Here is a 12,402-nt window from a genome sequence, read left to right on the forward strand (position 1 = left end):
TTCGCAACATCCAGATTTCCGGAGACCAGGGGCGCCTTACGTCACCGACACGCCGGTCCGCTGACCAGGCATTGCCCGCTCAACCTTGAAGAGCCGCAATGGGTCGGCCGTCAGCACCGGTATCAGATGATCCAGGTTCGCTGACGTGTTCTGAACCAATTCGGTCCACGTGGCCGTCGGGACGATCGCCGGCGATTCGATCCCGACATCGCGGGTCAGCGCCGGCGGGGTGGTCATCGGGCCCAGCGCGAGCGCAGTGACACTCGCAAAGGCGATGGTGGTGGTGGCGATGGGACGGAGAGCTCTTTGCATCGGATTTCCCGATCTATTCGTCGCGTGGCTCATGAAGGAATGGGTGTGATCCCAGTCACACACACTAATAATCAGGCGACAACTTTTCTGCAGAATGCAGTAAACGACCAAAATAGGCACGGCTCAAAGAAGCAGCATAAATTGAGCCGAGCCTGCCGGAATTAACAATCCAATGCGCGCATTTCGAGATCCTCAATAGGAAGTCCCACTGATCCAGGGAAGCACCAGTGGCTCCTGAATAATGGGCGCGAACAATCCCGAGCGGCAACAGATTTCCCCGCTCATGAGTGCGCGACCTACGTTTCGGCGTGGCGTGGAGAATATGGACGCTTGACCAAGACTTGTTTTTGTTCGGAAGTCCTCGAACGAGACCCCCAAAAGGGGGACAAGGATTTCTCCGATTTCCGGGACAACGATGCCTGAGTCACATACGATAACTCGGGAAATCGAGAGTCAACTCACTCGCCCGCGCAGCCGGGGATCCCCGCGCGAATTCGGCGGAATACGTCGCCGAGAGCGGTGAATTCCTCCGGAGACAAAACGTCTATGACGTGCCGTCGAATCACGCTGTCACGGACCATCACATGCTCATGCAGCGTGGCTCGGCCCTGCTCCGTCAGGCGCACCAGCCGGTGCCGGCCGTCGCCGTCGGACTTGATCTTCTCGACCTCACCGTCGTCGATGAGCCGGGCAATCTGACGTGACACGGTGCTGACCCGCATGTGGACGGCGTCTGCGAGTTCGCTGATACCGCGATCGGGTGTGTCCTCGAGCGCTTCGAGCAAGCGCATGTCGGCGACGGCCAGTCCCCGCGCACTCATCTCGTCGGTGACGCGCGCCATCAACGCCCAGCCCCCGTCGACGAATGCGCCCCAGGTCTCGACCTCCTGCGGCGTCAGTGCGCGCTGCCGGTCCGTGTCAACATTCATTGTCGTCAACCTAGCGGCCACGATTGCGCAGCGCGAGTCCTTCGGGTCAACCGACCAGATGAACGTGCGTGTCAGCCCAGCGAGCCGAGCGTCCTGACCAGGTGATCAACCTCGTATGGCGTCGAGTACGGGGCCAGACCGATGGTCACCGCGCCACCGAAGTCGTCGACCCCCATCCTGTTCAGCGCTCGACTCGGCAGATCACCCAGCGCGCAGATGCCGTTGTCGGCGAGGCGACGCACCACCTTGTCGGCGCTGACACCCTCGACAGTGAAACTCACCGCCGGTATCCGGTTCTCCTCGGTGCCCACCAGGTTGACCTGATTGAGCTGCTCCAACGTGGTCGTGAGGTAGAACGTCAGACGCTGCAGGTAGTCGTAGACGCCGTCCATCGCGGTTTCCAGCCGACGACGACGTTTGCCGATTCCGTCCTCGTCGAGGCCCGCGAGATGCTCCACCGACGCCACCACCCCGGCCAGCAACGCACCCTGATGCGGTTCGAGTTCCAGACGCGCGGGCCCGGTCGCACGCGGATTCATCGACATCATCCGCAGACGATCGATGGTGTGCGGTTCCCGGAACGCCATCGCCCCCATCCGCGGTCCACCCCAGCGTTCCGCGGAAACCACCAGCACGTCGGCGGCGAGTTCGTGGATGTCGAGCGGAAGATAGGGCGCGGCATTCGTCGCGTCGACGACGAGCAGCGCACCCACCTCGCGAGTCAACGGCGCGATCTCGTTGACGTCGGTGATCGCACCGGTCGTGCCCGACGCCAACGTCACCGCGACGATCTCGGTGTTCTCGTTGATCAGGTCGGGGTACTGCCACACCGGCAGGCCGCCGGTCTCGACGTCGACCTCTGCCCATCGGACACGCGCGCCGAATCGGTCGACGATCCGCAACCAGGGGACGATGTTGGCCTCGTCGTCCTGGCGGCTGACGACAACCTCGCCGCGCAGCCAGGTGTTCGGGGCGATCGCCTCGGCAAACGCGTGCAACAGCGCCGCTCGCGACGGGCCGAGCACCACCCCCGCGGCGTCGGCGGCGAGCAGATCACCGATCGCCCGACGCGCGCCGTCGAGGGCGTCCGCACTCTCCCGGGCCGCCGGATAGGCGTCACCGGGTGCCGACACCAACTGCCGGAATCCCCTCGACACCGCATTCGCGACCGAATCCGGTATTTGCATCCCGGCCTGCGGATCGAAGTGGATCCAGCCGTCACCGAGCGAGGGAAACAAACCACGCACGTGAGCGACGTCGAACGGCATGGGCACAACGATAGACCGCGCGCACAAGTGGCCCTCCGCCTCTTGTGTGAGCCCGCTTTCTGCACAATGGACCCATGATGATGAGCGACGACACAACCCCCGGCCCGTTCGGCGGCACGCCCACCCCCGACGCCGACAATGTCATCATCGTCGGCGGCTCCGACGCGACCGCCGGCAAGGACGACGAGCAGGCCAACATCGCCGACATGGTCGAACAGCCGGCCAAGGTGATGCGGATCGGCACCATGATCAAGCAGCTCCTCGAGGAGGTGCGCGCCGCTCCGCTCGACGACGCGTCACGCGCACGTCTGCGCGAGATCCACGAGTCGTCGATCCGGGAACTCGAAGACGGGCTGGCGCCCGAGCTCCGCGAGGAACTCGAGCGGCTGGCCTTGCCGTTCACCGACGACGCCACCCCGTCCGACGCCGAACTGCGCATCGCCCAAGCCCAGCTCGTCGGCTGGCTCGAAGGCCTGTTCCACGGCATCCAGACGGCGCTGTTCGCGCAGCAGATGGCGGCCCGCGCCCAGCTCGAGCAGATGCGTCAGGGCGCGCTGCCGCCCGGGATGACGGCCGGCGGTCCCCACGGACCCAGCACCGGCCAGTACCTCTGAACACCCGGGCGCGCGAGGGTCTGATCTCTACCGGCAAGTACAGTGAGTCCCCGTGTCAGCGGTAGTCGACGACGACGCGATCCCAGCGCGTCCCGAGAGTTCGGATTCACGCACGCTCCGACGTGCGGTGAAGGACCTCCGCGACGGTGTCGACAGCCGCGAACTGTGGTTCCACCTGGGCTGGCAAGACATCAGGCAGCGGTATCGACGGTCGGTTCTCGGGCCGTTGTGGATCACCATCGCGACCGGCGTCACCGCGGTCGCCATGGGCCTGCTCTACGGCGAACTGTTCGGCCAGGACCTGAGCAAATTCTTGCCGTACGTGGCCCTGGGCTTCATCTTCTGGGCCTTCATCGAGAGCTCGATCCTGGACGGGTCGGAGATCTTCGCCAAGAACGAAGGCCTGATCAAACAGCTTCCGGCACCGGTGAGCGTTCACGTGTACCGCGTGGTGTGGCGGCAGCTGATCATCTTCGCCCACAACGTGGTGATCATCGTGGTGATCTTCATCGTGTTCCCACCGCCGTTCAGTTTCTCCATGCTGCTCGTGATCCCGGCCATGGGTCTGTTCATCCTCAACGCGATCTGGGTCTCGATCGTGTTCGGCATCCTCTCGACCAGGTTCCGGGACATCGGCCAGCTGCTGACGACCGTCGTACGCCTCGTGTTCTTCATGACCCCGATCATCTGGTCGGCGCAGAGCCTGAGCGAGACCACGGCCGGCGACGACTCGTCGCGGCTGCGGATCGTCGAGCTCAACCCGATGTTTCATTACCTCGAGATCTCCCGCGGGGAACTACTCGGGGACAACGTGGAGCTCTATCACTGGATCATCGTGCTCGGGTGCACCGCGGTCGGCTGGGCGATGGCGATGTTCGTGATGCGCAACTACCGCGCCCGCGTGGCGTACTGGGTTTAGGACCTCACCATGGCACCTGACAACAGGGTTCGAGTCGACACCTGGGACGCCTGCGTCGACTTCCCCATCTTCGACGCCAAGACCCGCTCACTCAAGAAGTCCGTGATCGGCGCGGCCGGCGGCGTCATCGGTTCCACCGATTCGGATGTGATCGTCGTCGAGGCGTTGCGCAACATCAACCTCCACCTCAAACACGGCGACCGCGTCGGCCTCGTCGGCCACAACGGTGCCGGCAAGTCGACGCTGCTGCGTTTGCTGTCGGGGATCTACGAACCCACCCGAGGCGCATGCCGCGTCAAGGGACGCGTGGCGCCGGTGTTCGACCTCGGCGTCGGCATGGACCCGGAGATCTCCGGCTACGAGAACATCATCATCCGTGGCATGTTCCTGGGCCTGACCCGCAAGGAGATGCTGAAGAAGATCGACGACATCGCCGAATTCACCGAACTCGGCGATCACCTCGAGATGCCGCTGCGCACCTATTCGACCGGCATGCGGGTGCGCGTCGCGCTCGGGGTGGTGACGTCGATCGACCCGGAGATCCTGATCCTCGACGAGGGCATCGGCGCGGTCGACGCGGACTTCATGAAGAAGGCGCGGGCACGGCTGCAGGCGCTTGTCGAGCGGTCGGGCATCCTCGTGTTCGCCAGCCACTCCAATGAATTCCTCGCGCAGCTCTGCGACCGCGCACTCTGGATCGACCACGGTCAGATCAAGATGGAGGGCGGCATCGAAGAGGTGGTCGGGGCGTACGAGGGACCCAAGGCCGCCGAGCACGTCCGCAAGGTTCTGGCCAACCTGGACAAGTCATGACCGACGACGCACGGGTGGTCGCGGTGGTGGTGACCCACCGTCGAGTCGAGTTGCTCGCCGAATCACTGAAGGTGGTGAGCGGACAGGACCGCGCCGTCGATCACCTGATCGTCGTCGACAACGACGATGACGAAGCGGTGGCGAAACTTGTTGCCGCACAGCCTGTCCCGACGACCTACCTGGGATCGCAGCGCAACCTCGGCGGAGCTGGCGGCTTCGCCCTCGGCATGCTTCACGCCCTGGCATTGGGCGCCGACTGGGTGTGGTGCGCCGACGACGACGGCCGACCCGACGGCACACAGGTTCTCGGCACGCTGTTGGACTGTGCCGCAAGGCATCAGCTCGACGAGGTGTCGCCGGTGGTCGCCAACATCGACGACCCCGACACCCTCGCGTTCCCGCTGCGACGCGGCCTCGTGTGGCGCCGCAAGCGCTCGGAACTGTTCCTCGACGACGACTCCGACCTCCTGCCCGGCATTGCCTCGCTCTTCAACGGTGCGCTGTTCTCCGCGTCGTGCCTCGAGCAAGTCGGCGTGCCGGATCTGCGACTGTTCTTCCGCGGGGACGAGGTTGAGGTGCACCGACGGCTCGTCCGTTCGGGCGTGCGCTTCGGCACCTGCCTGCGCGCCGGCTACCTCCACCCCGACGGGTCGGCGGAGTTCCGGCCCATCCTCGGTGGCCGGATGCACACCCAGTACCCCGACAACGCCGTCAAGCGGTTCTTCACCTACCGCAACCGCGGCTACCTGATGAGCCAGCCCGGCATGCGCAAACTCATCCCACAGGAGTACGCCCGATTCGGTTGGTACTTCCTTGTGCAGCAACGCGATCCGAAAGGTTTCGCCGAGTGGGTCCGGCTGCGCAGGCTGGGCCGGTCCGAGAAGTTCAGTCGCCCATAACCGCACCTCAGCCAGCGGGTGGGGTGGAAGGAGTCTTCGGCGGCGTCATGCCCAGTGCGGCAACCGCTCCCGCGACCGCCACCACGGCAAGAACCCACCACGCCTCCTGAAAGGCGTTGTGCGCGGCGGCATATCCGATCGGCGTGCCCAGGATCGCGACCAAGAGGCTGACGCCGAGCGCCATGCCGATCTGGCGGCTCATGTTGACCACGGCACTTCCCGTCGCCGCCTGATGCGCGGGAAGGTCCGCAGTCGCCGACGACAGGATCGACGGCAGCGCCAGCCCGACCCCGATGCCACCGATCAGCCACCCGGGCAGGATCTCCGTCGCGTAGTCCGGCGTCGAATCCACCGACAACGCGATCAGCACACCGCCCAATCCGAACAGGACACAACCCGCAGAAACGATGACACCCACCGGGATTCGTGCGCTGAGTCGGTGCGCCACCGCGGCAAAGATCGGCACCATGAGCGGACCGGTCGACACGGCGAAGCCGGTCTTGATCGCCGAGTATCCCCAGACCTGTTGCAGCCACAGGATGTTGGCGAGAAGTGCACCGGCGAACGGAATGGCGAACAGTACCGCGGTGAGGTTCGAGAAGGCGAACGAGCGCACTCGCAACAGAGCCGGGTCGATCACCGGTACCCGATGCCGGGCGGAACTGACGATGAACCCTGCCAACGCGACCGCTGCCACAATCCAAGCGCCGACGATCCTTGGGTCGGTCCACCCCCAATCGGGCCCCTCGACGAGCCCGAGGGTCAGTGCCGCGATGGCGACGGCCAGCAGCCCGGCACCCAGGAGGTCGGGAATCTGCGCATCGGTTTCGTCAGCCGATCGTGAGATCACCACCGCACCCGCGATGAGGGCAGCGACCCCGACGGGAACGTTGACGAGGAACACCCACCGCCACGATGCCTCGACGAGCAGACCACCGACCGCAGGCCCAAGCGCTGCGGCCAGCGCTCCGGTGGCGGCCCAGATGCGCACCGACCGGGCGCGCACCGCGGCCGGCATCGTCGACACCACGAGCCCGAGACTGGCCGGTGTCAGGATCGCCGCTCCGACCGCCTGTAGCACCCGGAACGCCACCAACCACCAGATCCCCTGGGCAAGAGCACAAGCCGCACTCGCGACGGTGAACAGCGCGAGGCCGACGAGGAACGCTCCCTTGCGACCGTAGCGATCGGCGATTCGGCCCGCCGGGACCAGCAGTGCGGCGTAGACGATCGTGTACGCGTTGAGGACCCAGGACAACTCGGCCAGGCCGGTCCCCGGGAAATCGCGACCGATGTCGTCGAACGCGACGTTGACGATGAAGACGTCGAGGCTGGCCATGAAGGCCGCCAGCGACAGCACCAGCAACACGATGCCGGGCCGATGCGGCGCGGACGCCGATGTTCTGACTCGATCAGTGAGTTCCGTCATGAAACTCATGAGATCAGACTTGAGTTGCTTCACGCAACCCTCTAGTCTGAACTCATGCGCCGCGCTTCCTTCGCCGACATGAACTGTTCGGTCGCCCAGAGCCTCGAGATCATCGGCGAATGGTGGACCCTGCTGATCATCCGCGACGCCTTCTTCGGCGTGACGCGCTTCGACGCGTTCTCCGAGCGCCTCGGAATTGCCCGAAACGTGTTGACCCAGCGCCTGGAGACCCTCGTCGAACACGGCGTGCTCACCAAAGAGCCTTACCAGGACAAGCCCGTGCGCTACGACTACCGGCTCACCGAGAAGGGCCGAGATCTGTGGACCGTACTCACCGCGCTACGGCAGTGGGGCGACAAATGGGCGGCACCCGACGGCGCTCCGGTGGTCGCCAGGCACCGCGACTGCGGGCAGATCACGACCATCGAGCCGGTGTGCTCCGAATGCGGCGAACCCGTCACCCGAGCGTCGCTCTCACTCCACCAGGGCCCCGGTGCCGGCCCGAACAGCCCGCTACCCACGTTGTCCTGAACAAAGATTCATCGATCCCCACATAGGAGGGACTCATCATGCTCATCAGCGACCACACCGTTCTGGTCACCGGCGCATCGGCCGGACTGGGTCTGCAGTTCGTCACCGAGGCCCTCGCGCGCGGTGCCACCAAGGTGTATGCCGGTGCGCGGCGCGACATTCCGCTCACCGACGACCGAATCGTCCCGCTCCGGCTGGACGTCACCGATGCCGCGAGCATCGCTGACGCGGCCACCGCCGCGCCAGACGTCGACATCCTGATCAACAACGCAGGCATCTCAGCCGGCAGTTCCCTGCTCACCTCACCGCTCAGCGATATCCGAAAGGTGTTCGACACCAACGTCTTCGGCATTCTGGAGATGACCCGGGCATTTGCGCCCATCCTCGCCGCCCGCGGCGGTGGTGCAGTTGTCGACATCGCTTCGGCGCTGAGCTGGATCGCCATGCCAGGTGCCTACTCGTCGTCGAAGGCAGCCGTCTGGGGACTCACCAACAGCCTGCGCGCCGAGTTGGCCGGCCAGGGCACGCAGGTGCTCGGCGCCCATCTGTCGTACGCGGCCACCGAGATGACCGAATCGCTCGACGTGCCGAAGCTGTCACCGGAGATGGTCGTGACACAGATCTTCGACGCACTGGAGGAGGGGGCTGACGAAGCGATCGTCGACGACATCACCGCCGCTGTGCGCGCGGCACTTTCGACCAACACGACGGCGGCACTGGTGCCCTGAGCGCCAGGAACGCGGCCACCTCATCGTCGAATCGCTGTGACTCCTCGAAGTTGATCAGGTGCCCGCTGCCCTCGAACATCGAGATGGTCGCATCGGGAATTTGTTCAGCCAGGTAAGCGATGTCGGCGCGCGGAATCAGATGATCCTCACCGCCACCGAGGACGAGGGTCGGGGCGAGGATGTCGGCCGCGGCTGCGGTGCCGTCGAACTGACGTTGTGCCGCATATTGATTGAGCCATGCATTGCCCGGGTACGACTCCGCCTCGTCGGCGGGGATCTCGAGAAAGGCCCGGTTGCTCGGGTCGGCAACGAAGCTGTCGGAGAACAGCCATGGACCGACGAGACCGAAAACTGTTCCGTCACTACACCCCTGGCGAACGAGATCTGCGATGGCGTCGAGGAACATTCGCGCCTGCGTGCTGATCCGCGCATACGTGGACGCGAGCACCAGACGATCGAGACGATCCGGGTGCCGCACGGCGAATGCCTGGGCAACCAACCCGCCCATCGAGAAGCCGACGACGTGGGCACGCGTGGCGCCGAGTTCGTCGAGCACCGCCACGACGTCGTCGGCGAGGTCGAGCATGGTGTGGCCATCTCGGGTGGCAGGAGTGCCGCCGGATCCACGCAGATCTATGGCAACGACCCGAAAATGCTCGGCCAGTGACGACCCGTCCCAGAAACCGCGGTCACCACCGAGACCGTGCAGGAGGACCACGACGTCACCAGATCCGGCGTCTTGCCAGGTGATCGGTACGGGACGGATCACGTCACCTCCACAGGGTCAGACTGCGATGCACGAACTCCCGGTGTTGAGCCCGAGTCGCACATCGACAATCATGCTCCGGGCGGTGATGCGCCGGCCATCCGGGGAGGAGCTCTGCCCCGCGCTGATCCGGTACCGACCGGGCGACGGCGGCGTCCACCAGACGGTCACCTTCGTCGCCTCCGGCGGCGGGACCTGGTTGTAGAGAGTCGCAGCACGGGTTCCGACCCGACCGGCCAACACCACGGTCTTGCCCGACTTCGGCGTGATCCTTGCCTCGATGACGTACGTGCACCCGGCCCCGTAACCGGTTCCCACCGAACCGAAGCCGGACGGATTGACGATTCGTGGACCGCTCACCACTGCAGCGTCCGCCGGCGCGGCGTACACAGCTGCCGTCACCACCGTCGACACAGCAGCGGCCCCGAGGAGAATCCGTCGGACGAACAAACCAGTCATGACTTCCTCCCGACCTAAGGCAACCCCGATGTCGCCTCTTTCACTTCCCCGCGAACATATATGAAACATTCAACCGTCCGAGGTGAAACCGGAAACCGAACAGGACTACCCCGAAAATAGAACGTGTTCTACCCTCGGGTGAGACGTCCGACCCGAGGAGCACGATGCGGTTCACCTTCGCCGAGGCCATGACCGACCCCGCCTACTATGCGCCGCTGGCGCAGGCCGCCGAACAGGCCGGATACGCCGGGTTCACCATTCCCGACTCGCTGGCCTACCCGGCGGAGTCCGATGCGACCTATCCCTACACACCTGACGGCAACCGGGAGTTCTTGGACGGCAAGTCCTTCATCGAGACCTTCATCCAGGCGGCTGCACTGGGCGCGGTCACCTCGACCATCCGCTTCACCCCGTTTGTCCTCAAGCTCCCCGTCCGGCCACCGGCGCTGGTGGCAAAGCAGGCCAGTTCGGTCGCCTATCTCACCGGAAACCGCCTCGCCCTGGGCGTCGGCACCAGCCCGTGGCCGGAGGACTACGACTTCATGGGTGTCGACTTCCGGCGACGCGGCAAACGCATGGACGAGTGCATGGACATCATCCGCGGCCTGACCAGCGGCGAGTACTTCGAATTCCACGGCGAGTTCTACGACATCCCCAAGATCAAGATGACCCCCGCACCCACCGAGCCGATCCCGCTGCTGGTGGGCGGGCATGCCGACGCCGCACTGCGACGCGCCGTGGTTCGCGGCGACGGCTGGATGCACGGTGGCGGGCCGGGCGAGGAACTCGATGCCTTGCTCGAGGAGATCGCCGACATCCGCAAGGCCGAGGGCAAGACCAACGACCCCTTCGAGATCCATGTGATCTCGCTGGATGCCTACAGTGTCGACGGATGCAAACGCCTCGCAGACAAGGGAATAACCGATGTCATCGTCGGCTTCCGCATGCCCTACATCATGGGTGACGACACCGAACCCCTGCAGAAGAAGATCGACCATCTGAACTGGTACGCCGACAACGTGATTGCCAAGGTCAACGGCTGAATTCCTTTCCTGACAACCGCCTTCGACGCCGGTCGGGTGGTTGCGGGCATACCCTTCCTGGGGCAGACTGCAAGTACGGAACATTCAGGTCTGAGGGCGGGAAGGATTGCGATGACCGGTCCCATCGGACCCCAGTCATCGACACCTTCAGCCGCGTTGAGCCGACGCCGCTTCCTCACGGCCGCCGGCGCGCTCGGCGTGGGCCTTCTGGGCACTTCCGCGCTAAGCGCCTGTGGCAGTGGCAGTTCCGACGGCAATACCATACGCGCCGCGATCGCCGGTGAACCCGATCAGCTCGATCCGCACAAGTCGAGTTCCTATTTCACCTTTCAGGTACTCGAGAACGTCTTCGACACCCTGGTCGAACCGGACGAGCACCTCGTCATGCGTCCCGCCCTTGCCGAGAGCTGGACCGTCAGCGCGGACAACCGGGTCTGGACCTTCACGCTCCGACCGGGATTGCGGTTCCACAACGGCGATCCGTGTGCAGCGGCCGACGTCGTCTACTCCTACCGCCGCATCATCGACGAAGAACTCTCCAACGCCTGGAAACTCGAGGCCATCGATCAGATCGTCGCCGTCGACGACCGTCAGGTGCGGATAAGCGTCGCAAAGCCGACACCTAATCTGCTCACCAACCTCGGTGGGTTCAAAGGGTTGGCAATCGTCAACCGCCGCAACGTGGAATCGGGCGAGATCGCGACGCGGCCGGTGGGGACCGGACCATTCTCCTTCGTGTCGCGGTCCCCGGGCGCCTCCATCGTGATCAAGGCCAACCCCGACCATTGGGCCGGGCCACCCGCCGTCGACGGCGTCAACTTCAGCTTCATCTCCCAGGGCACCACCGCGGTCTCCGCCCTGCGTTCCGGCGAGATCGACTGGACCGACGCCATGCCCGCGCAACAGCTGAGCATCCTCTCCGGCGACGACTCGCTGAATGTCGGAACCGTAACGGCCAACGACTACTGGTATCTGACGATGAACTTCGCACGACGCCCGTTCGGCGACAACAGAGTTCGCCAAGCGGTGGCCTACGCGATCGACCGGGAGTCGATAGCCCAGGTGGTCGGGTACGGCACCGCCAAACCCAACGAACTCGCCATCCCGACCACCAGTCCGTGGTTCTGGAACTTCGACCGCTTCACCGCCGGCCTCGACCGCTCCGCTGCCAACGACAAGGCCAAAGCACTTCTGCGGCAGGCCGACGCGACCTCTCTCGACATGGGGCTGATGGTCACCACCGAGTACCCGGAGACCGTCACCGCCGCGCAGGTGATCGCATCCAACCTCGACGACGTCGGCATCGGTGTGACAATCGAGCAACTCGATTTCGGTGCGTGGCTCGACAAGCAGAACGCAGGCGACTTCGACGCCCTCATGCTGGGCTGGCTGGGCAACCTCGACCCCGACGATTTCTATTACGCACAACATCATTCGAGCGGCGAGTCCAATGCCCAGAAGTACAAGAACCCCACCGTCGACCGCCTTCTCGACGCCGGCCGAACCGAACTCGACATGGTCAGACGCAAGGACATCTACGGGGCTGCCGCCACTGCGATCGCCGACGACGTGAGCTACCTCTACCTGTATAACCCGTCGGCGAATCAGGCATACACGACACAGCTTCTCGGCTACGTCGTCCGCTCCGACAAGGCCGTCCGCTTCCGCACCGCGCGGCTGGAGAGGAGCTGA

Annotated in this window: 14 protein-coding genes; 8 read left to right on the forward strand and 6 right to left on the reverse strand. The window is 64.8% G+C overall.

The window, feature by feature from the left end:
* Positions 1-36: 36 nt before the first annotated feature.
* The 3 genes from ACWDTF_RS22195 to ACWDTF_RS22205 all read right to left on the reverse strand — a co-directional run bounded on the left by ACWDTF_RS22195 (position 37) and on the right by ACWDTF_RS22205 (position 2,509).
* Entirely contained in the window at positions 37-312 is a 276-nt protein-coding gene (locus tag ACWDTF_RS22195; protein ID WP_433257468.1) for a hypothetical protein, read from the reverse strand.
* Between the two features lie 458 nt (positions 313-770).
* A complete protein-coding gene (locus tag ACWDTF_RS22200) occupies positions 771-1,241 on the reverse strand; it encodes a MarR family winged helix-turn-helix transcriptional regulator (protein ID WP_240857910.1) in 471 nt (156 codons plus the stop codon).
* Between the two features lie 71 nt (positions 1,242-1,312).
* Positions 1,313-2,509, reverse strand: a complete 1,197-nt coding sequence (locus tag ACWDTF_RS22205) for a cysteine desulfurase-like protein (RefSeq protein WP_240857909.1) — start codon at positions 2,507-2,509, stop codon at positions 1,313-1,315.
* Positions 2,510-2,589: 80 nt separating this feature from the next.
* On the opposite strand from ACWDTF_RS22205, the gene ACWDTF_RS22210 reads away from it, so the two are divergent.
* The 4 genes from ACWDTF_RS22210 to glfT1 are packed head-to-tail and all read left to right on the forward strand — an operon-like array spanning position 2,590 to position 5,754.
* Positions 2,590-3,123: a bacterial proteasome activator family protein gene (locus ACWDTF_RS22210; RefSeq protein WP_240857965.1), complete on the forward strand. Its 534-nt coding sequence runs from the start codon at positions 2,590-2,592 to the stop codon at positions 3,121-3,123.
* A 52-nt stretch (positions 3,124-3,175) separates the two neighbouring features.
* Positions 3,176-4,042, forward strand: coding sequence for a galactan export ABC transporter permease subunit Wzm/RfbD (gene wzm, locus ACWDTF_RS22215; RefSeq protein ID WP_433257464.1), 867 nt, complete (start codon positions 3,176-3,178; stop codon positions 4,040-4,042).
* A gap of 9 nt (positions 4,043-4,051) precedes the next feature.
* Complete coding sequence (wzt, locus tag ACWDTF_RS22220) at positions 4,052-4,855, forward strand: galactan export ABC transporter ATP-binding subunit Wzt/RfbE (protein ID WP_433257462.1); 804 nt, start codon at positions 4,052-4,054, stop codon at positions 4,853-4,855.
* On the forward strand, positions 4,852-5,754 hold the full coding sequence (gene glfT1, locus ACWDTF_RS22225; protein WP_449755075.1) for a galactofuranosyltransferase GlfT1: 903 nt from the start codon (positions 4,852-4,854) through the stop codon (positions 5,752-5,754). Before wzt ends, glfT1 begins: the two co-directional genes overlap by 4 nt.
* A 7-nt stretch (positions 5,755-5,761) precedes the next feature.
* Here the strand turns inward: glfT1 and ACWDTF_RS22230 are convergent, their stop codons facing one another.
* On the reverse strand, positions 5,762-7,183 hold the full coding sequence (locus ACWDTF_RS22230) for a DHA2 family efflux MFS transporter permease subunit (RefSeq protein WP_449755076.1): 1,422 nt from the start codon (positions 7,181-7,183) through the stop codon (positions 5,762-5,764).
* 54 nt (positions 7,184-7,237) lie between these two features.
* Here ACWDTF_RS22230 and ACWDTF_RS22235 point away from each other — a divergent pair, with 54 nt between their 5' ends.
* Both ACWDTF_RS22235 and ACWDTF_RS22240 read left to right on the forward strand, forming a co-directional pair.
* On the forward strand, positions 7,238-7,714 hold the full coding sequence (locus ACWDTF_RS22235; RefSeq protein WP_449755077.1) for a winged helix-turn-helix transcriptional regulator: 477 nt from the start codon (positions 7,238-7,240) through the stop codon (positions 7,712-7,714).
* A 38-nt stretch (positions 7,715-7,752) separates the two neighbouring features.
* A complete protein-coding gene (locus tag ACWDTF_RS22240; RefSeq protein ID WP_449755078.1) occupies positions 7,753-8,442 on the forward strand; it encodes an SDR family oxidoreductase in 690 nt (229 codons plus the stop codon).
* Here the strand turns inward: ACWDTF_RS22240 and ACWDTF_RS22245 are convergent.
* Together ACWDTF_RS22245 and ACWDTF_RS22250 are read right to left on the reverse strand one after the other, a co-directional pair.
* The gene (locus tag ACWDTF_RS22245) at positions 8,384-9,211 is read right to left on the reverse strand and encodes an alpha/beta fold hydrolase (RefSeq protein ID WP_449755079.1); all 828 of its coding nucleotides are present in this window, start codon (positions 9,209-9,211) and stop codon (positions 8,384-8,386) included. The genes ACWDTF_RS22240 and ACWDTF_RS22245 overlap by 59 nt on opposite strands.
* A gap of 15 nt (positions 9,212-9,226) precedes the next feature.
* Positions 9,227-9,667, reverse strand: a complete 441-nt coding sequence (locus ACWDTF_RS22250) for a hypothetical protein (RefSeq protein ID WP_449755080.1) — start codon at positions 9,665-9,667, stop codon at positions 9,227-9,229.
* Positions 9,668-9,831: 164 nt separating this feature from the next.
* On the opposite strand from ACWDTF_RS22250, the gene ACWDTF_RS22255 reads away from it, so the two are divergent.
* Together ACWDTF_RS22255 and ACWDTF_RS22260 are read left to right on the forward strand one after the other, a co-directional pair.
* Positions 9,832-10,710 carry a TIGR03619 family F420-dependent LLM class oxidoreductase gene (locus tag ACWDTF_RS22255; protein ID WP_449755081.1) on the forward strand — a complete coding sequence of 293 codons (879 nt, stop codon included), beginning with the start codon at positions 9,832-9,834 and terminating at the stop codon, positions 10,708-10,710.
* 111 nt (positions 10,711-10,821) lie between these two features.
* Positions 10,822-12,402 (forward strand): ABC transporter substrate-binding protein, encoded by a 1,581-nt coding sequence (locus tag ACWDTF_RS22260; RefSeq protein WP_449755082.1) that lies wholly within the window; start codon positions 10,822-10,824, stop codon positions 12,400-12,402.

It is taken from the genome of Gordonia sp. NPDC003422 (genome assembly GCF_053588675.1).